Source organism: Nostoc sp. UHCC 0252 (assembly GCF_034931145.1).
Classification (GTDB): Bacteria; Cyanobacteriota; Cyanobacteriia; order Cyanobacteriales; family Nostocaceae; genus Nostoc.
Genome location: NZ_JAYGHE010000004.1, coordinates 1 through 20801, shown reverse-complemented (window position 1 = coordinate 20801; position 20801 = coordinate 1). Strand labels below are relative to the sequence as shown.

Below are 20801 nucleotides of genomic sequence, written 5' to 3'. Positions count from 1 at the left end.
TTTAAGCAACCTCATTAGCACGAATTGCAGCTTCAATCTCTTCAGGATAAGCATCTGCATATATCCAAGCATTAACTAAATCAGCTGCGCCAATATGAGGATAATCTTGCAAAAGTTGGACTTCAGTAATTCCCAAGCGACGTGCTTCAACTAATAGCCAAATTGCAATCCGAGTTCCAGCAATACAAGCTTCTCCACCACAAATACCGGGTGTTTTCGTGATACCTTTTGCCCCGATGTTGATGGTTTGAGTTAGGCTTTGGATAATTGCCGCTTTTTCTTTTGGAAGTAGTGCCAGGATTTGATTTTCAAGTTCTTGGAGAGTCATAGCGTATCTTAGCTCAATTTTTATTGTATTTATTAACAAAGTTTAGGTGTTAAATCTCCTTTACAAAACGTAATTGCGTTAGCAAAAGCTGGTTTATGGGCACACTACTTGAAATAAATAGCTGATTTAACAAGAGTTGATGAAGTATGAATACAGCAGTTGAGCCGATGGACAAGCTTTTGAACTATCGAATTAGCGAACAACTTTATGCAGGTTCTAGAACCTTAGTTTACCGTGCAATTCGAGAGGCCGATCTAATTCCGGTCGTCATCAAGCTGCTCCAGCAGGACTATCCTACCTTCAACGAACTGCTGCTGTTTCGTAATCAGTACACGATCGCTAAAAATCTTGACTTACCCGGTATTGTTCATCCCTACAGCCTGGAACCTTACCGCAACAGCTATGCTTTGGTGATGGAGGATTTTGGCGGCATTTCCCTCAGAGATTGGATTAACGGAAAAATGGGGGATAAGCAATATACTTTGACAGAGTTTTTGGAAATTGCGATCGCTCTAAGCAATATTCTTGACGGACTCTATCGCCATCGGGTTATCCACAAAGACATTAAGCCTGCCAATATCCTCATTAACCCGGATACGAAGCAAGTCAAGTTGATTGACTTTAGCATTGCTTCTCTTTTACCCAGAGAAACCCAGGAAATTCACAGTCCTAATGTCTTAGAAGGTACTCTCGCCTACCTTTCCCCAGAACAAACCGGACGGATGAATCGCGGAATTGACTATCGTAGCGATTACTATTCTCTCGGCGTTACCTTCTATGAATTGCTGGCTGGACACTTACCCTTCGAGTCTAACGATCCGATGGAGTTAGTTCACAGTCACATTGCAAAGCTTCCAGAAAAGTTAGAAGGTAGGGGGGAAGAAGAGATTCCCGAAGTTCTTTGTGACATTGTGATGAAATTGATGGCCAAAAATGCTGAAGATCGCTATCAGAGTGCATTAGGGCTGAAATTTGATTTAGAAAAATGTTTGTCTCAATTGTCGGAAATTGGCTCGATTAAATCCTTTGAATTAGGTGAGCGGGATATTTGCGATCGCTTTATCATCCCAGAAAAGCTCTACGGTCGCCAAGAGGAAGTTGAAAGTTTACTGGATGCCTTTGAAAGAGTCAGTCAGGGAAGCACTGAAATTATGTTGGTAGCAGGCTTCTCTGGTATTGGCAAAACTGCTGTGGTGAACGAAGTCCACAAGCCAATTGTGCGACAACGGGGTTACTTTATTAAAGGCAAATTTGACCAATTTCAGCGCAATATCCCATTCTCTGGCTTTGTGCAAGCTTTCCGAGACTTAATCAGGCAACTGCTGACTGAAACTGACACTCAATTTGAGCAGTGGAAGTGCAAAATTCTCTCTGCTTTGGGTGAGAACGGACAAGTGATGATTGAGGTGATTCCAGAACTGGAAAGTATGATTGGTAAACAGCCTCCTGCACCGGAACTCTCTGGGAGTGCAGCCCAAAATCGCTTCAATTCGTTGTTTTTGAAATTCACTCAAGTCTTCACTACCCTAGAACATCCATTAGTGATTTTTATTGACGATCTGCAATGGGCAGATTCCGCTTCTTTAAAGTTAATGCACTTGTTAATGAGCGAAATCGAAATCGGTTATCTACTATTAATTGGTGCTTATCGAGATAACGAAGTCAACCCAGTACATCCACTGATGCTGACTTTGGAAGAAATTCAGAAACTAGGCGCTACAGTCAATACAATTACCTTAGCTCCTCTTGATCAAACATCGGTCAATCATTTGGTTGCAGACACATTAAGTTGTTCTCTAGAGTTAGCTGTACCCTTAACAGAGTTGGTATTGAGCAAAACTAAAGGTAATCCTTTTTTCAGTACCCAATTTCTCAAAGTGCTACATCAAGATCAACTAATTACATTTAATTTTGACGGCGGTTATTGGGAATGTGATATTGCTCAGGTGCGAGCGATCGCTCTTACCGATGATGTCGTAGAGTTCATGGCAATTCAACTTAAAAAGTTGTCAACAGAAACTCAAGAAATTTTGAAATTAGCGGCTTGTGTGGGAAACCAATTTGATTTAGCTGCATTAGCGATCGTCCATGAAAAATCCCAGGTGGAAACAGCCGCAGACTTTTGGAAAGCTGTGCAAGATGGATTAATTATCCCTACTAATGAAGTCTACAAATTCTATCAAGAAGAGTCACAATGGACTACGCCCTACTTCTCTAGTAGCGCAGACAGAAGTCAGAATTCAGAATTGAAGCAAGACAATTCTCCTGATTCCTGCTCTTATAAATTTCTCCATGACCGCGTTCAGCAAGCTGCCTATTCTCTGATTCCTGAATCTCAAAGAAAAGCTACTCATTTAAAAATTGGGCAATTACTCTTAAATAATACATTACCGAAATTAATTGAAAACAGCATCTTTGATATTGTTAATCAGTTAAATGAAGGGATTGATATAATTCATGAACAATCGCAAAAATCAGAGCTAGCTCAACTCAATCTAATTGCTGGAAAGAAAGCTAAAGCTTCCACTGCTTATAAAGCGGCAGTAAAATATTTCACATTAGGGCGAGAATTACTAGCAGAAGAAACTTGGCAACATAATTATAATCTCATATTTAGTTTACATCGAGAATCGGCGGAGTGCGAATATTTAACTGGTGATTTTAATCAGGCAGAAAAATTATTTGATATAGCATTAAGTAATAGTAGAGATAAGTTTGAAAAAGCAAATATTTATGGAACTCAGATGTACCTGAAAATGACTCAGGGCGAAAATATCGCAGATGGGATTAAAGCTGGTCTGAAAGCTTTAAGCATCATGGGTATGGATTTACCTGTTACTTCTGAGAAACAACAAATTGCTATCGAAACTGAGCTTAAGGAATTAAAAGCTAAACTTGCAGAAATTCACACAGCAGATTTATTCGATTTGCCTGAGATGACAGATCCAGATAAAAAGATGTGTATGGGGCTTTTAGCTGACCTTTGGGCAGCAGCTTATATGGGAGGAGATCAAAATCTTAGTTGTTTGGCTCCTCTATTAATGATCAGTTTATCGTTAACTTATGGCAATGCCGAAAGTTCTGGTTTTGCTTACTGTCTCTATGGAATGAGTCTGGCAAATCAAAGTAGTTATCAAACTGCTTATGAGTTCGGTACATTAGCACTAAAACTTGATCGTCACTTCAATAGTACCCAATTTATTTTTAAGACCAATAATATCTTTGCTCACACCACTAATCCCTATAATCAGCATTTAAAAACGAATTTACCACTTTCCCAACAATCATTCCAAATTTGTCAAGAAACGGGAAATTTGGTATTCGGTGTTTGGGCAGTTTCGTTTTTGATTTGGGCAATGTTAATTAAGGGCGATAGTCTATCAGATGTTTACGCAGAAACTGAAAAATATCTGAGCTATGTCCAACAGGTAAATGATGTCAATATGTTGTATGCATTTAGTTTACAACGTCAGTTTTTGTTGAGCCTACAAGATATATCTAAAAACACTGATTTATTAGACGATAGCAAGGGCGAAAATATTCCATATATAGAAGTTTGGAGGCAGAAAAAGAACTTTGATCATGGAATTAATTGGTACTCTTTTCTCAAAATTCAATTGTCTTACCTTTATGGTCGCTATGAAGATGCTATTAAAGCGGCAGAAGAAGCTGAGAAAACCCTTGCTTGTAACTCTGGCTTTTTCCCAATTATTCAGTATCATTTCTATTATCCCCTCAGTTTAGTAGCCCTTTATCCCAATGCAACATTAGATAAGAAAAAGCAGTATTGGGACATTATCCAAGAACATCAACAAATCCAGAAAAACTGGGCGGATAATTGTCCCCAAAATTTTCTACATCGATATCTATTGCTGTCTGCGGAAATGGCCAGAATTTCTGGCAACTATATGGATGCAATCGAGTCATACGATCGCGCCATTGCTCAAGCTAAAGAAAACGAATACATCAATGAAGAAGCTCTCGCCAACGAACTCGCCGCCAAGTTTTATTTAGAATGGGGCAAAGAACGCATTGCTCAAGAGTATTTGATTAATGCTTACTATTGCTATACACGCTGGGATGCTAAAGCCAAAGTCGATGACTTAGAGCAGCGTTATCCACAACTGCTAGCGCCAATTTTACAACAGACGCGCTCCCCATTCGCACCCAATGAGACGATTGCAAATATTGACAGCGTTGCTACCTTCCATCCAAGTATTAATAAATCAGTAACATCTAGCAGCAATACATCAATAATGCTAGATTTGGCAACAGTTCTGAAAGCATCTCAGACTCTCTCCAGTGAAATTGAGTTGGATAAATTACTTACAAAGCTACTGCAAGTGGTGATTGAAAATGCTGGAGCAGATAAGTGTGCATTACTACTGCTCAAAGAACATAGATTGTTAGTTGAGGCGACTGCTCAAGTTGGACAGCAATCAAAGGTGTTACAGTCCATTTTTGTGGAAGATAGCGCAGATGTTCCCCATAGCCTAATTTACGCCGTCAAACGTAGCAAACAACCTACCGTCATTGTTGATACAACACTACATCCGGTGCTGATAGCCGATCCCTACATCATTCGTCAGCAGCCGAAAAGCTTGCTGTGTACACCGATTTTGTATCAAGGTAAACTGTTAGGGATTTTGTATTTAGAAAACAATTTGATTACTGGAGCATTTAGCAGCGATCGCGTCGAAATTCTGAATTTGTTATGCACTCAAGCTGCAATCTCTCTGGAAAACGCCCGACTTTATCAGCAAGCACAAAATACTTTAGAAAACTTAGGACAGACGGAACAATTCTTGCGGTTAATTATCGACAATATCCCTCAATCTGTTTTCTGGAAAGACCGCAATTGTATTTATTTAGGCTGTAACCAAAACTTTGCTGAAGTTTCGGGTGTAGGTGTGCCAGAAAATGTTACTGGTAAAACAGACTACGATCTATCTTGGACTCGTAAACAGTCAGATTCTTATATAGAGTGCGATCGCCGCATCATGGAGTCTGGACAAGCTGAACTCAATATTATCGAAACATTACAGCAAGCAGACGGAAAACAAATCTGGTCGAATACAAACAAAATTCCCTTAAAAGATCGAGAAGGGAACGTTTTTGGTATACTTGGCACATCTGAAGACATCACTGAAGTCCAGCAAGCACAACAATTGCTGCAACAACAAAAACAACAATTAGAACAAGCATTGCAAGAATTACAAACGATGCAATTGCAATTGGTGCAAGGTGAAAAAATGTCTGCTCTTGGGAATTTAGTGGCAGGTGTTGCCCATGAAATTAACAATCCTATCGGCTTCATTGCCGGCAACATTGAACCAGCCAAAGATTATATTAAAGACTTGTTTGTACTAATTAGTCTTTATGAAAAACAGTTTCCCAATCCCGGTTCAGAAATTCAAGACGAAATTGATGCTATCGACCTGAATTATTTACGTGAAGATTTACCTAAATTACTGGACTCAATGAAATTGGGTGTTCAGCGTATCCGCAGTATTAGTACCAGTTTGCGAACCTTCTCCAGAGCAGATAAGGATTATAAAGTTCCCTTTGATATTCACGAAGGCATTGACAGCACTATTTTGATTCTCAGACACCGTTTAAAAGCTAACGAAAACCGTCCAGCAATTGAAGTAGTCAAAAATTATGGCAAACTACCCCTAGTGGAATGCTTTGCTGGACAACTTAATCAGGTGTTTATGAACTTGTTAGCAAATGCCATTGATGCACTTGAACAATATAATACAGAGCGGAGTTTGGAAGCGATTCTAGCCAACCCTAATCGCATCACTATTCAAACGCTTGTAGCAGACTCAGGTGAGCAGATTGTGGTTAAGATTGCTGATAACGGTGTGGGGATGTCACCGGAGGTCAAGCAACGAGTATTTGACCATTTATTCACCACCAAGCCTGTAGGACAAGGCACTGGATTAGGATTAGCGATCGCTCGACAAATTGTAGTAGAAGCACATGGCGGTTCACTCTCCTGTACTTCAGAATTGGGAAAGGGTACAGAGTTTGTCATTCAAATTTCTACTCAACAACAATAGTAAGTGTTGAGTAATGAGTGCTGAGTAATGAAAAAATTACTCAGCATTTTTATTTTTTAAATTTTAACTTGGAGTAAAACGACGATAATGTTTAAATTACCCAAACGTTGGTTGAAATGGCGATCGCGCAATTTTGTGTTGCTATCAATTGTGGTAATTCTATCAATTAGTATTAGTGCCACAGCTATCACCAGTTACAAAGTTATTAAGGGGTTATTGCTCGATAGTCTTAAACAGCAAGCACTGTTAAAAACCCACCAAGGTAAGGATGATATTGATAACTGGTTAGCTATTCGGAAGACAGAAATTCAGACTTTGGCAAATTCTCCAGTAGTGCGATCGCTAGATTGGTCTGTGGTGGAGCCTTACTTGCAATCTGAGGTGAAGCGGCTGCAAACGTTTTTGCTCATGGCATTGAGTATACCAGATGCTACATTAATGAATACTCAAGGCGATTGGCTCAATGTTAAAGATCGAGAATTTTTTCAGAGGAGTATGGTGGGTGAAACGGTAGCTACCGACCCAATAATTGGACGCACAACCAATCAGTTACAGATTCAGATTAGTTCGCCGATTCCTGCCGAAACAGGTACAAAACCAGGAGGCGTATTAATGGGAGGGATTGCGATTAACCGCGTAGTTGAGGTTATCAACAATTTACGTCAAGGCAAGGGCAGCTATGCCTTTGCGCTAAATTCTCAAGGAGTTCCCATTGCTCATCCCGACACGGAATTAATTGGTACACCCGAAAAAGCCGCCCAGAGTTTCCTGAATTCACCCAATCGCAGGTTAGCTAAAATTACGCAACAAATGGTGGCTAGACGCACAAATATTGAATTGGCTCAACTGGATGGGAAATGGAACTATATTGCTTATACTCCCCTGAGAGAAGCAAATTGGTCGGTAGCCTTAGTTGTGCCACAAGAAAATATTGAATCGCCATTGCAGGCATTAAACCTTTTGGCTACGGTTCTGGGAGGATTGCTGGTGGTTGGGTTGATCAGTGCATGGCGACAGGTGCAACTATATGAACAGATTCGCGATCGCGCTTTGATTTCCAGCCAGCAGGCGCAGCAACTCAGCAAAACCTTGAAAGAATTGCAAAATACCCAAGCTCAACTCATCCACACCGAAAAAATGTCTAGCCTGGGACAATTAGTAGCTGGAGTCGCCCACGAAATCAATAATCCCGCTAATTTTATTCATGCAAATCTCAACCATGCAAGCGTTTACAGCGAAGACATCCTTGATTTGCTAAAGCTTTATCAACAAACCTACCCAAATCCTACACCCGAAATTAGCGATCGCATCCAAGACCTTGATATTGAGTTTCTAGCAGAAGATTTACCCAAACTAATGGCATCGATGCAAGTAGGAACCAAGCGCATTCGTCAGATTGTGCTGTCATTGCGAAATTTCTCGCGCCTCGATGAAGCAGACATGAAATTTGTAGACATTAATGAGGGATTAGACAACACTCTGATGATTTTGAACCATCGTCTGACAGCCACACCTAATCAACCAGAAATTCAGATCGTTAAGAAGTACAGTGATTTACCTTTAGTAGAATGCTATGCAGGGCAACTAAATCAGGTCTTTATGAATGTTTTAGCAAATGCGATCGATGCTATAGAAGAATCATTAGTAAAGAATCAAAGACAAATTTGTATTCGTACTGAAATCGCTGATGATAAACAAGTGATGATTCAGATTTATGACAATGGAATTGGCATGTCAGAAGAAGTTAAGCAACGAGTATTTGACTATATGTTCACTACAAAACCCGTCGGCAAAGGAATCGGATTAGGAATGGCGATCGCTTATCAAATTGTCGTCGAAAAACACGCAGGAAGTATTGAAGTTGATTCAACCCCAGGACATGGCACAGAGTTTACTATCCGTATTCCTTTAAAGAGTAAAAATTGAAATACCCAAAGATTATAATAGTGATTTTTTGAATAATTTCTACCATATTACTCAGAGGCGATATACTTTAAGAAAGTTGATTTGTAGATTAAATCTGCTGTACGTAACAGCTAATACTTCAACTCTCTGAGGTGATATGCTTTTAAAACTGCAACAAATTATCGTTAAACCTGGTCAACAAATGTTACTTCAAGATATTAGTTGGCAGCAGTTAGAAAATATTTTAGAAGAAATAGGAGAAAGGCGTGCTGCACGGATTTCTTATAGTTATGGCTGGTTAGAAATTATGGTTCCCTTACCAGAACACGAAAAAGATAAAGAACTTATTGGTGATTTAGTCAAAATCTTGTTAGAAATACTCCAAGTCGATTTTGAACCTTTTGGTTCCACAACACTTAAAAATGAGCGAATGCGGCAAGCAGTAGAACCAGATACCAGTTTTTATATTCAAAATCAAGCTGCTATCATCGGTAAAAATCGCATTGATTTAACTATAGACCCGCCACCAGATTTAGCAATCGAAATTGATATTACTTCTCGGACTAAATTTGATAATTATGAAATTTTGGGAGTTCCTGAACTTTGGCGATATACACAACAAGGTTTAGAAATTTCTGTACTAAAAGAAGAAAAATATATAAAATCGGAATTTAGTCCTAATTTTCCTAATATTCCAATTATTGAATTAGTCAATGAATATGTTCAACAGTGTTTAACAATTGGCAGAAGTCAAGCTATGCGGAATTTTCGAGATTGGGTGAAGAATAATTTATGATGGAAATCTAAGGCTTTCTGAGAAAGGCGATCGCTCATGACTACTGAGACAAATCCAGCAGCCATTGTGGAATGGGAATCTCCCCCCACCTACAAATTTAATTTTTGATGATGGTAAACCCTATAAATTGATATTTATTATTATCAGTTTTTTTGTCCAAAGTCCAATACATATAGATGCTCTAAAAAAGAAGTAGCTAGTTAAACTTTAGAAAACAGATACGGGGACGCAAAGAAAGAACTCTCCGTGTGCCCGCATCCCTTTAATGAATAACTACCACCAAACTCTATTTCCATTTTCGTCAACTCGTGCTTCCCGAATTACATCGGAAATCTCTTCAGCATCTTTAACGTGGTGGAGTGCTTTCTTTTCGCCGTCGGGTTCATCTACAACGAAGTAAGTCGGGACTGTGATTTTGTCGCCTGTAATGTCTGGTACATCATCCACAGCTACCTGTTGAGCCTTTTCTTCAACAGATTCAGACTTATCAGAAATTTTATCTCCAGGATTCGCTGTTAAGTTTCTTTCATTAACATTCGGTTCTTGGCGTAAATGTGTATCTTCACTTACTGGTTGATTAATTTGATTTTCTTGAGTTTTATCAGTCATGGCTTTTGCAAATATTGAAAAGTCTAGCTCTACTAATAACACTCTAAAAAATTATAGGTACAAAAAGTTCTTTCTCTAGAGAGACTTTAAAAAGAACACGTCTTAGGTTAGAGATTTACTCTGATAAATTTACTTCTTTAGTTCAAATGGTGTATATTTTCCCCCTAACGCTTCTACAATACTACGTGTATTTGCCTCCATCATTTTGATGTAAGAATCTCCATTACTTCCCTTTGCACCAATTGAATCAGAGTAAAGTTGATTTGGTGCTAATTTCACTCCTGCTTCTTGAGCAACAGTTTTAATTAAAGCTGGGTTAATCGTAGTTTCAGAAAAAATTGTAGGAACGCCGATCTTTTTAATTGATTCAACTAATCTCTGGACTGTTTGAGCGCTTGGTTGTTCTTCGGTACTAATACCAATTAAAGTACCTGCGATCGCAATCCCATAAGCACGTCCATAATATTGGAAGGCATCATGGGTTGTCACCAGTTTCCGCTTATCTGCGGGGATAGTTTGAATTTGTTGATTAATCCAGGTATGTAACTGTTTTAATTCATTCGTAAGTTGCGATGCCTTTTGAGTAAATTTATCTTTATCTTCAGGTGATAACTCAATCAACGCATCTCGGATTGCATTCGTCATTGCGATCGCATTTTCTGCACTACCCCAAACGTGCGGATCTGGCACTACTTCGCCTTTACCCTTATCAAGCTGCAAGGATTTGACAGTTTCCCCCACAGCTAACTTCCGCGCCTTACCACCAGAAGCATTCATTAATTTAATCAGTCCCGGTTCCAGATTGTAACCGTTATATAAAATCAAGTCAGCTTCTTCCAAAACCCTGCTATCTGCTGGTACTGGTTCGTAAACATGGGGATCAGTACCCGGTTTGAGAATTCCACTTAGTTGAATCTCATCTCCTGCAACCTTTTGTGTCAAATCAGCGATGACGGTACTAGTTGCAACCACTCGCGGCTTATCTCCCTTGGTAGTGTTGGGGTTAGCATCTTTCTGGGTACAACTTAATAAAGCCAAAGGCAAAAGCATTCCCAAACAAAGCCGGAAAATAATTTTTCCCTTCATCCTGCCGATTATTCCCTTGCCGTAAGGATTACTGTCGTCTATCTCTGGTATTAGTTTCATTTATCTTGGATATTACATCTAATTATAGATTTTTTCATATTTCTCTCATTTTTATAGTAAGCTCAAGAAATAAATATTGAAACCTAGTTATGAAAAATGTCTCTTTTCCTGCGAAATTTCGTCTATCCCAGAGGAAAACAGAGGAAGTACCTGCAAAAACTATCAAATTCGATATGAGTTCCACAGCAGCAATTAGTATTGCCCATTTAGGAGTATACTACCGGACACAAGAAGCTTTAAGAGACGTTAGCTGTATCATCAAACCAGGAAAACTTACGGGTATATTTGGCCCCAACGGTGCTGGCAAAAGCACGCTGATGAAAGCAATGTTAGGTTTAGTTCCCGTCAGTAGTGGTACAGCGCTATGCCAAGGCAAGCCCTTGATGCAACAATTAGAGAAAGTTGCCTACGTACCGCAACGTAGCCAAATTGATTGGACTTATCCCGCCACAGTCTGGGATGTAGTCATGATGGGACGGGTAAAGAAAACAGGCTGGTTGCGTAGCTTCTCGGCAGTTAGTCGCCAAGTAGCAAAAAATGCCATAGAAAGAGTTGGAATGAGCGAATATTGCGATCGCCCCATTGGACAATTATCAGGAGGACAACAACAACGGGTATTTTTAGCGCGTGCATTAACACAACAAGCAGAAATATTTTGCTTTGATGAACCTCTAGTAGGTATTGATCAAAAAACCCAGTCAGTGATTTTTGAAGTCTTCCATGAACTCGCCGCCGACAACAAAATCGTGCTAGTAGTCAATCACGACTTAGGGGAATCAATCACCCACTTTGATGATTTAATATTACTAAATCGTGAACTAATCGCCACAGGTTCACGGCAACAAGTACTTACCGAAGAAAACCTACATCGTGCTTATAGCGGTAAAGTAATGTACTTTTCAGATGCTGCATAAAATTTCATTGGGTATAGGGCATTAGTGAATGACAAATGACAAAATATGTTACAAGTATTAATTGAGCCGTTGCAATACGGCTTTATGCAGCGATCGCTCGTGATTGCCATTTTAGTTGGGATGTTGTGTGCAGTTGTAGGCAGCTACCTAATGGTACAGCGCCTAGCCTTGCTGGGTGATGCCATCAGTCATTCGGTTTTGCCCGGACTAGCGATCGCTTTTATGGTGGGAGCAAATATATATGTTGGGGCCTTTATTGCCGGAGTTATCAGTACAATGGCGATCGCCTGGATTAGAGTGCGATCGCCAATCAAAGAAGATGCGGCAATGGGTATAGTTTTTTCAGCATTCTTTGCTCTTGGTATCACCCTAATTACTGTTATTCAAAAAGATAATAAAATCGACTTAAATCACTTCCTTTTTGGCAACATTCTCGGCGTTACCATCGATGAAGTGCGGGACACTGCGATCATTGCCACTATTGTTTTAATAGTTGTTCTTTTGTTATATAAAGAACTTTTATTTTACACCTTCGATCCTTTAGGCGCTCAAGCTGCGGGTTTGCCAGTTAATCGGCTGAACTTTGGGCTTATGGTACTAATAGCTTTAACAATTGTCGCCAGCATGAAAGCTGTCGGTGTGATTTTAGTATTATCGCTTTTAATTACACCAGGAGCTACCGCTTATTTATTAGTTAAGCGTCTCAACCAAGTAATGATTTTGGGCGCGGTAATTGGCGTAATTTCCAGTATTAGTGGGATGTACCTCAGCTATTTTTATAACTTGCCCTCTGGCCCTGCGATCGTTTTAGTAGTATCGGGATTATTTCTGTTGGCGTTACTTTTTAGCCCCAAATATGGAGTGTTGATACTAAGCGGGAATCAGAAATAGATTTTTTCTATTGATTGTACAGTCCATAAGATAACTCGACTTCCCATTGCTCGGCAGTTTTTTCTAGATATAACAAACTTCCATACTGTGGTGGCCCTGCTGGGCAATGAGCAGTTATTTGAATTAATGCCTGCGAAAAATCTTGAGAAAATCCTGGTCGAGTTAAAGTAAATATAATAGACCAATTATAATCAGTGCCATTTTCAAGTTTTTCCCAGTCTTCTTGGGAAATCAGAGCGACTTGAGGATTTGTAATAAATGGAGTTAATAAAGAAGATTGATTGTTGATTAAGATCCAATTCTCGTAAGTCTCTTTTCGGAGATTAGGAAAACCTATAATTTTCATTTCACCAATTAATATTTCTGGAATACTAAGATTTGTCCAAGAGATGTCAGGCATCAGAAAAGTTTGAGTTGTAAGATAATTATTCGATATTTCACGCAGAAATTCTCCTTCCATCCTTGAATATTTAATAACAGCAGAAAAAACCTGTGGTTCTTGTTGCGATCGCATATTTTATTTATTACTAATAAAACATAAGTTATTACAGCATGGAAATCAATCAAAGCAATTCAGAAGTAAAGTTTTCTGCACTTAAAACAACCTTACTGATTATCATTTACAGCTTACCTTCTTTGGTATGCTTAAGTCTACCAGTTATAATTTTTCGGGATAAATTTGTTGGCTTTTGGTTAAAAGCACCCAGTTACTATCCATTTAGCTTCTCTATGGCTCTCTTTGTAACTTTATCTTGTGGTGCAGCTACTTTATGGACTTTGAGGCAAAAACAAAAAGATATTAATATATCTTTTGTAATATTATCTATATTTTGTGGATGTAGTTTGAATATTCTACTATACATTTTGTATATTCCTTTTCCTATTAATATTTTAATGAGTTTCGTCTTATTCTTAATATCTCTAATACAAACTCCTATTTTGACAACACTTGCTCTAATAGCCGGCATATTCTATAGTTTTTTAATACCAACTCCTTTAATATGTATTTATTTTTCATGTTTGTATAGCCAAAACGTTCAAGATAAGCCGTCTTCTATTCGTAAGCGGATAATATATATAATTCCTTTATTAGCTATCTTGATAACTCCATACATCATTGCAGCAACAATTAAGCTTACGCCAGGTTTGATTCTACCAATTGAATTTCGCAATATTGTGGGGCTTAATCAGTTCGGGTTTTCTTATAAGAATGTAATCGAAAAAATGCAACAATGCCAGCAACTTGAAGATTATATTGGGGCTAAAAAAGTATATGCTTTAGCTGAAGGTAGAAATTACCAAACATTTGTTTTTACTGGTAATAGTGCTGGTTTTGTTCTTGAGGTGGTGGGTGAAAAAGGTACTGCATTTGTAAATGCGTGTTCTGGAGACTGCGGAGAGGTTAAAACACTTCCAGTTCGGATTTACACAAAATCACGTACTATCGATCTTACTTACGAGCGAATATGCGGTTAATATAATGCATGATTATCGAAGATTCAGTTTTTGTAAATAATCTAGCTACTCAAGTCGATTGCTGGATTGAACCTAGATTCAATTTTATTGAATAATTATGTTTTTTATAAAATACTTAACAATATTCATTCCTGAAGTTGACCTGTTAAGATATTTTTATACAAAAATTCCCTTCAGGATCGAGTAAGCTGGCAACAGCAGTTTTATCCTCAAAACAATGACAGCAACTAGTCCCACAATTTTAGCCTTGGACTTTGATGGAGTGATTTGCGACGGACTAATTGAATATTTTGAGGTAGCATGGCGTACCTACTGCGAAATTTGGTCGCCAGCTAACGACACACCAGCAGATGATTTAGCTTTGAGATTCTATCGCCTGCGCCCTGTAATTGAGACAGGGTGGGAAATGCCCGTTTTAATCAAAGCCTTAGTAGATGGAATTCCTGATGAGAAAATTCTTCATGAATGGTTAAGTATTGCTCCAAAACTTTTGTTAAATGATAAGTTACAAGCAAGAGAAATTGCTGCGAAACTAGATAACCAAAGAGATGAATGGATTACTACAGATTTAAATGCTTGGCTAAGTCTGCATAGATTTTATCCAGGTGTAGTAGAAAAACTCAAATTAACTCTTGATAGTGGAGTTAGGCTATACATTGTGACAACTAAAGAAGGACGTTTTGTACAGCAGTTGCTGCAACAAGAAGGAGTTAACTTACCGACATCATCAATTTATGGAAAAGAAGTCAAGCGTCCCAAATACGAAATTCTGCGAGAATTGAAGCAGGAAGTAGAAAATCAGCCACTTAGTCTCTGGTTTGTTGAAGATAGGCTCAAAACATTGCAGCTAGTACAACAGCAAACAGACCTTGAAGATGTAAAACTGTTCCTTGCAGACTGGGGCTATAATACTCAAGCAGAAAGGGAAGCTGCCCAAAATGATGCACGGATTCAATTGTTATCGCTGTCTCAGTTTGCCAGAGATTTCTCTGCCTGGCTTTAGTATATTAAACATCTCCGAAAAATAATGTAGAGACATAGCATTGCTACGTCTCTACAAGGGTTATGAATAAAGCATATTTAATTTCTGGAGATGTCTATTTATAAAGATGTAGGAAAATAATAAAGAATTAGAAAAACTCCTGTACAGACGCGATTAATCGCGTCTCCTAACTTATCACTTACCTTTATGCTTGATTTAACAAAACTAGCGCGACAAATGCAAGGTTTAAGCCAGCATCTTACTTTAGAAGCTGCTGCCAGTCGCCAGCGTTTAGAATTGGCGCAACAACACCTAAAAAATGCTTACGAGTCTCAACAAGATTTAATTGATCGCCAGGAAAAATGGCGCGATCGCATTCTCTTTGCTAATGCTACCCCAATTGAACCGCTAGAAACCTGCATCGATATCCCAGTTCCTCCAAAAATCCATACTGTCATCGCTACCGATGGTTCGCAAATTGCCCCCAACCATCACGAAATTGCTTACTGTTATCTCCTAAATATTGGCAGAGTAGTTTTACACTACGGACAAAATCGCCATCCATTACTTGATAGTTTGCCAGAAGTATTTTACCGCCCGGAAGATTTATATATGTCTCGGCAGTGGGGAATTAGAACCGAAGAATGGATGAGTTTCCGCCGCACTGCTTCAGAAACAACGGTATTGGCAGAACTTGCATGTGCAGCAAAAGGGGAAGCACCAGCATTGGCGATGGTAGATGGTTCGTTAATTTACTGGTTTTTAGAACAATTGCCAATGGATGCCCGCGATCGCATTTTACCCCCTATCCTCGAAGCCTGGCAGCAGATGCGTGATGCTCAAATCCCCCTCATGGGCTATCTTAGCGCCTCTCGCAGCATCGAAACAATGAACTTTTTACGATTGTTAGCTTGTCCTCATCCAGTGCCAGACTGTAAAACTTATTGCCCAAATCAGTTAGAAAAAGTAGCTTGTAAAATTTTTGAACAGTTGCGAGATACTTCTGTTTGGGCAACCCGACTCAAACCAGGACAACGCAGTACCCTGTGGCGCAGTAATTCCCCAATCCTCGAACTCTACGGAGACCAAATCATTTACTTTTGCTATGTCCACGTTGGCACTGAAATCGCCCGAATCGAAGTTCCGGCATGGGTAGCAGAGAATGCAACCATGTTAGACCAAGCGCTGGGACTGATGCTAGCACAAGTCCAAAAAGGATATGGCTACCCAGTAGCGATCGCCGAAGCCCATAATCAAGCAGTGGTAAAAGGTGGCGATAGAACGCGTTTCTTTGCCCTCCTCGAACAACAAATGATTAAAGCTGGTCTAAAAAATGTAGGAACTTCCTACAAAGAAGCCAGAAAGCGCGGCAGTATTGCTTAGGAATTTCTAAAGTAATCTATTTAACATCCAGTTAGCCTTTGAATATAGAAGTCTTGAAAATGGCGATCGCAGCCATCCGAATTCACGGTGTTTACATTTATTCCCGTTATTAGCACTGACACGTTAGCCAATAGCAAAACGGGCACAATAACCTAGCAGACAATCTTAAGCAGATTAAGGAATTGATGCCGTTAAGCAAAAGGTGCTGCCCTTACTTAACACTTCTTATCTTTAATTCAAAATATAAATGTTTACTTTACACCTTTTTAGGGAAACCTTTATTTAAGTAGGCAATAAAGTCAAATAAATAGCTAGCTTTTTCAGTACAAACCAGCAGATGATTATTGCCTTTGCTCTGACGATGATTACGTATTTATTCGGAAACCAAACAGTCTTTGTGGAAACTCATGTTAGGTAATGTCTAACTCGATAATATCCCATTAAGATCATTATTAAATTTCCGAAAAATGTATTAATTTATTTTACTTATAAGAAGATTTATACCTAAACAATTTATGAAACTAGTGAAATCTGAGTACAAACAATCTGAAGAAAAATACTCTCGATTTTTCTCACTTTCTATAGATTTATTGTGTATTGCTAAGTTTGATGGTTATTTTAAGTATTTAAACCCCAAATGGGCACAAACGCTAGGTTGGTCTGAACAAGAACTTATTAGCAAACCCTTTATCGAATTTGTTCACCCTGAAGACCGTGAATCCACTATTGCCGCAGCCCAAAAAATTACACAATCTGTAGATGCAATCAGCTTTGAAAACCGCTATCTTTGTCGGGATGGTTCTTACAAATGGCTGTCATGGAATGCGACTGGCTTCAGTAAAGAAAACTTGATTTATGCAGTAGCTCGTGACATTACCATTAACAAACAGAATGAGATAGAGTTACAAAACTCTATCCGAGAGCTAGAAGCTTTTAAATATGCTTTAAACGCCCATTCCCTTGTAGCTATTACTGATAAAACTGGAAGAATAACCTATGTTAATGACCAATTTTGTAAAATTTCTAAATATTCTAAAGAAGAACTTATAGGGCAAGATCATCGTATTATTAATTCTAGCCATCATACGAAGGGATTTTTTGCAAATTTATGGCAAACTATTGTTCAAGGAAAAATATGGAAGGGAGAAATTAAAAATAAAGCTAAGGATGGTAGTTTTTATTGGGTAGATACTTTGATCGCTCCAATGCTAAACTCAGATGGAAAGCCCTATCAGTATGTATCCATTCGTACAGATATTACACAGCGCAAGGTTTCAGAGTTAGCTTTATTGGAGCGATCGCGCTTGTCACTTTTGAGTGCAGAAGTCAGTTTAGCCTTATCTCAAAGTGGTACACTTCCAGAAATTCTGCAAAACTGTACCAATCCTATTTCGCAATATCTTGATATCGACTTTGCTTGTATCTGGACACTTGAAGGACAAACAAACCAGCTACAATTGCAGGCTGGTGTTCATTGCACAGATATTACTTGTAGTGCTCTGAACGATAGTCAAGATTTCCCAAATCACATGGTTTTAGCAAATAACATTATTGGCTTAATGGCTCAAAACCATCAATCTATTTTTAACGAAGAACTATCAATTAATAATTGCGAAAAATTTCTCGATTCTACATTCTCAATTTTGATATTTTCTGCTTATCCCTTAATAGTAGAGCAGCAATTAATTGGTATAATGGCTTTAGTTAGCAAGCAATTATTTACTGAACCAACTCATAACCTATTAAATTGGATTGCTAATAATATTGCTGTGGCTATTGACCGAATCTTGGCGCGAGAAGAACTCCTCAGCCGTAGAGAAGCTTTATTACTGCGTCTAGCTAGCCAAATCCGCAGTTCTCTTGACCTAAATATTATCTTACAAACTGCGGTCAATGAAATTCGCAGCTTATTACAAATTGATCGTTGCTACTTTCTTTGTTACTTACCGCACCAATCCCAACCAAGCCTAACTATTACCTATGAAGCGCGAAACCCTCATTTACCAACCATATTAGGCAATATTCCGCTCCAAAAAAGCAGTTTTTTAACAAAAATGCTTATCTCTCAAGAGTTAATTTGCATAGATGATATTAAGGGTAATTCACATCTCGATAATGATTTGCAAGAGCTTTTAGCTGAATTTGGTATCACATCTCAATTACTGATACCGGTTAAGAGTAATTCCGGTGAGATTGGGGCAATTGTGTGCAGTCATTGCAGTGGCGATCGCATTTGGACTAACAGTGAAATTAGCCTGCTGCAAGCAGTTTGTGATCAACTAGCGATCGCCATCGATCACGCACAACTTTATACCCAAAGTCGCTCTGCTACTTTAGCTGCTCAAACTCAAGCTGAAAAACTCACTGAAACTTTACATAAATTGCAGCAAACTCAATCTCAACTGATCCAGAATGAAAAAATGTCTAGCTTGGGACAATTAGTGGCCGGAGTTGCCCATGAAATTAATAATCCAGTTAACTTTATTCACGGCAACTTAACCTATGCTAGCGAATACTTTCAAGAGATGTTAAGTTTATTACATCTTTATCAGCAACATTATCCCAACCCCCAGTCAGAAATTCAAGACTTTGCTGAGAAGATTGATTTAGAATTTATTACCGATGATCTTTATAAACTCCTATCTTCAATGAATATGGGTACTAATCGTATCCGTGAAATTGTTTTAGGATTGCGGAATTTTTCTCGTCACGATGAAGCAGATAAAAAACTAGTTGACATTCATGAAGGAATTGAGAATACACTATTAATCTTGCATCATCGTTGGAAAGACAATGGCATTGGGTTGGATATATCTATTATCAAAGAGTATGGAAATTTACCATTAATTGATTGCTATCCTGGACAGCTTAATCAAGTATTTATGAATATTTTGAATAATGCGATCGATGCTTTAGAAGAGTCAATGGTCAAGTTAAAAACAAATGGTAAACCGCAAATTATAATTCGGACTGAAATTTTAGACAGTAAATTTGTTGTTATCCGAATTGCTGACAACGGATTAGGTATGGAAGAAGACATTAGAAAACGCTTATTTGATCCCTTCTTCACAACAAAACCAGTGGGTAAGGGAACAGGGCTAGGGCTGTCAATTAGCTACCAAATTGTAGTAGAAAAACATAGTGGAACTTTGAATTGTCAATCAGAACCAGGAAAAGGTACAGAGTTCTGGATTGAAATTCCAATTTAAATAGGATTTAATAAGCCCCACAGAAAAAAATCGGCGGATTTAATTGCATTTTTTTTGACTTTGATCCTACTGAAATGCAACATTGCGCCGATTTTGCAGTTGGATTATTCAGCTTATTTAGTTTAAAATGCAATCTTCATACTCAAATCCAACCACTTCGACTGAGTAATCGGTGCACTGCTAGAAATATAGTCAACACCTGTCTCTGCTACACCGCGAATAGTCTCCAAAGTTACATTCCCAGAAGCTTCAATTTTCACCCGACTATCTTGCTGGCGAATCAACTGCACTGCCTGACACATCATATCTAAAGGCATATTGTCCAACATAATAATGTCAGCCTTGTGCTGCAAAGCTTCTTTCACCTGCTCCAAACTTTCCGTTTCTACCTCTATAGTCAAAGGATAAGGTATCTGAGAACGAATACGGGTAACTGCTTCTCCAATTCCCCCGGCAGCCGCAATGTGATTATCCTTAATCATCACCGCATCATCCAACCCCATGCGGTGATTAATCGCCCCACCCAAAGCAGTCGCGTATTTTTCCAACAGTCTCAACCCTGGTGTAGTTTTCCGGGTATCGACCAACAGAGCAGGTAAATCAGCAATTTTTTCTACATATATATTAGTCAAGGTAGCAATGCCACTCAAACGCATAGCCAAATTGAGCGCGGTTCGTTCCCCCATGAGTAGCGCATCCAGCGAACCATGAATTTCAGCTACAACCTGCCCAGGTTCACACCATGCACCTTCAGGCGTAAGCGCTACAAAGGTGACTTTTTCATTTAAAATCTGAAACACTCTAGCAGCAACAGGTAAGCCAGCAATAATCCCAGAAGCTTTAGCAATCCATCTAGCCGAGCCGAGCGTCACATCTTGTAGGAGTAGAGAATTTGTAGTGCGATCGCCCCTGCCAATATCCTCCACCAACCAGGCATGTAACAGAGGATCCAAAACTAGCCTTGGCGGCAAAACAGCAGAATTGCTCACAAATTTATTGCTTCCTTAGAGACTTCCAAGAATACTATAGCCTAAAACCCTTACTCTTCAAGGCTTTCATAGAGACTCAGAAGCAGTCCAAAAATAATTTTGGAAAAA

14 protein-coding genes are annotated in these 20801 nt (G+C 38.9%); 9 read left to right on the top strand and 5 right to left on the bottom strand.

Annotated elements, in window-relative coordinates; all coding sequences use genetic code 11:
* Position 1: 1 nt before the first annotated feature.
* Positions 2 to 328 carry a DUF433 domain-containing protein gene (locus tag VB732_RS03405; RefSeq protein WP_323229428.1) on the bottom strand — a complete coding sequence of 109 codons (327 nt, stop codon included), beginning with the start codon at positions 326 to 328 and terminating at the stop codon, positions 2 to 4.
* Positions 329 to 474: 146 nt separating this feature from the next.
* On the opposite strand from VB732_RS03405, the gene VB732_RS03400 reads away from it, so the two are divergent.
* The 3 genes from VB732_RS03400 to VB732_RS03390 all read left to right on the top strand — a co-directional run bounded on the left by VB732_RS03400 (position 475) and on the right by VB732_RS03390 (position 9094).
* Positions 475 to 6393: an AAA family ATPase gene (locus tag VB732_RS03400; protein ID WP_323229427.1), complete on the top strand. Its 5919-nt coding sequence runs from the start codon at positions 475 to 477 to the stop codon at positions 6391 to 6393.
* Positions 6394 to 6480: 87 nt separating this feature from the next.
* Positions 6481 to 8319: a sensor histidine kinase gene (locus VB732_RS03395; protein ID WP_323229426.1), complete on the top strand. Its 1839-nt coding sequence runs from the start codon at positions 6481 to 6483 to the stop codon at positions 8317 to 8319.
* Positions 8320 to 8455: 136 nt separating this feature from the next.
* Positions 8456 to 9094 carry a Uma2 family endonuclease gene (locus VB732_RS03390; RefSeq protein ID WP_323229425.1) on the top strand — a complete coding sequence of 213 codons (639 nt, stop codon included), beginning with the start codon at positions 8456 to 8458 and terminating at the stop codon, positions 9092 to 9094.
* 273 nt (positions 9095 to 9367) lie between these two features.
* Here VB732_RS03390 and VB732_RS03385 read toward each other — a convergent pair whose 3' ends face one another.
* Complete coding sequence (locus VB732_RS03385) at positions 9368 to 9703, bottom strand: hypothetical protein (RefSeq protein WP_323229423.1); 336 nt, start codon at positions 9701 to 9703, stop codon at positions 9368 to 9370.
* A gap of 129 nt (positions 9704 to 9832) precedes the next feature.
* Positions 9833 to 10789: a metal ABC transporter substrate-binding protein gene (locus VB732_RS03380; protein WP_323229634.1), complete on the bottom strand. Its 957-nt coding sequence runs from the start codon at positions 10787 to 10789 to the stop codon at positions 9833 to 9835.
* A 233-nt stretch (positions 10790 to 11022) separates the two neighbouring features.
* Between VB732_RS03380 and VB732_RS03375 the strand changes: the two genes are divergently transcribed.
* The gene (locus VB732_RS03375) at positions 11023 to 11763 is read left to right on the top strand and encodes a metal ABC transporter ATP-binding protein (RefSeq protein ID WP_416235728.1); all 741 of its coding nucleotides are present in this window, start codon (positions 11023 to 11025) and stop codon (positions 11761 to 11763) included.
* 45 nt (positions 11764 to 11808) lie between these two features.
* Positions 11809 to 12654 (top strand): metal ABC transporter permease, encoded by an 846-nt coding sequence (locus tag VB732_RS03370; protein WP_323229419.1) that lies wholly within the window; start codon positions 11809 to 11811, stop codon positions 12652 to 12654.
* Positions 12655 to 12661: 7 nt separating this feature from the next.
* On the opposite strand, the gene VB732_RS03365 is transcribed toward VB732_RS03370, so the two are convergent.
* Positions 12662 to 13168, bottom strand: coding sequence for a hypothetical protein (locus VB732_RS03365; RefSeq protein WP_323229417.1), 507 nt, complete (start codon positions 13166 to 13168; stop codon positions 12662 to 12664).
* Between the two features lie 38 nt (positions 13169 to 13206).
* Between VB732_RS03365 and VB732_RS03360 the strand changes: the two genes are divergently transcribed.
* From VB732_RS03360 to VB732_RS03345, 4 genes are all read left to right on the top strand, one after another.
* Entirely contained in the window at positions 13207 to 14130 is a 924-nt protein-coding gene (locus VB732_RS03360; RefSeq protein WP_323229414.1) for a hypothetical protein, read from the top strand.
* Between the two features lie 217 nt (positions 14131 to 14347).
* Complete coding sequence (locus VB732_RS03355; protein ID WP_323229412.1) at positions 14348 to 15133, top strand: HAD family hydrolase; 786 nt, start codon at positions 14348 to 14350, stop codon at positions 15131 to 15133.
* 186 nt (positions 15134 to 15319) lie between these two features.
* On the top strand, positions 15320 to 16495 hold the full coding sequence (locus VB732_RS03350; RefSeq protein ID WP_323229411.1) for a DNA double-strand break repair nuclease NurA: 1176 nt from the start codon (positions 15320 to 15322) through the stop codon (positions 16493 to 16495).
* 515 nt (positions 16496 to 17010) lie between these two features.
* Complete coding sequence (locus VB732_RS03345; RefSeq protein ID WP_323229410.1) at positions 17011 to 19704, top strand: PAS domain S-box protein; 2694 nt, start codon at positions 17011 to 17013, stop codon at positions 19702 to 19704.
* Between the two features lie 122 nt (positions 19705 to 19826).
* On the opposite strand, the gene nadC is transcribed toward VB732_RS03345, so the two are convergent.
* Positions 19827 to 20693: a carboxylating nicotinate-nucleotide diphosphorylase gene (nadC, locus tag VB732_RS03340; protein WP_323229409.1), complete on the bottom strand. Its 867-nt coding sequence runs from the start codon at positions 20691 to 20693 to the stop codon at positions 19827 to 19829.
* Positions 20694 to 20801: the final 108 nt, after the last annotated feature.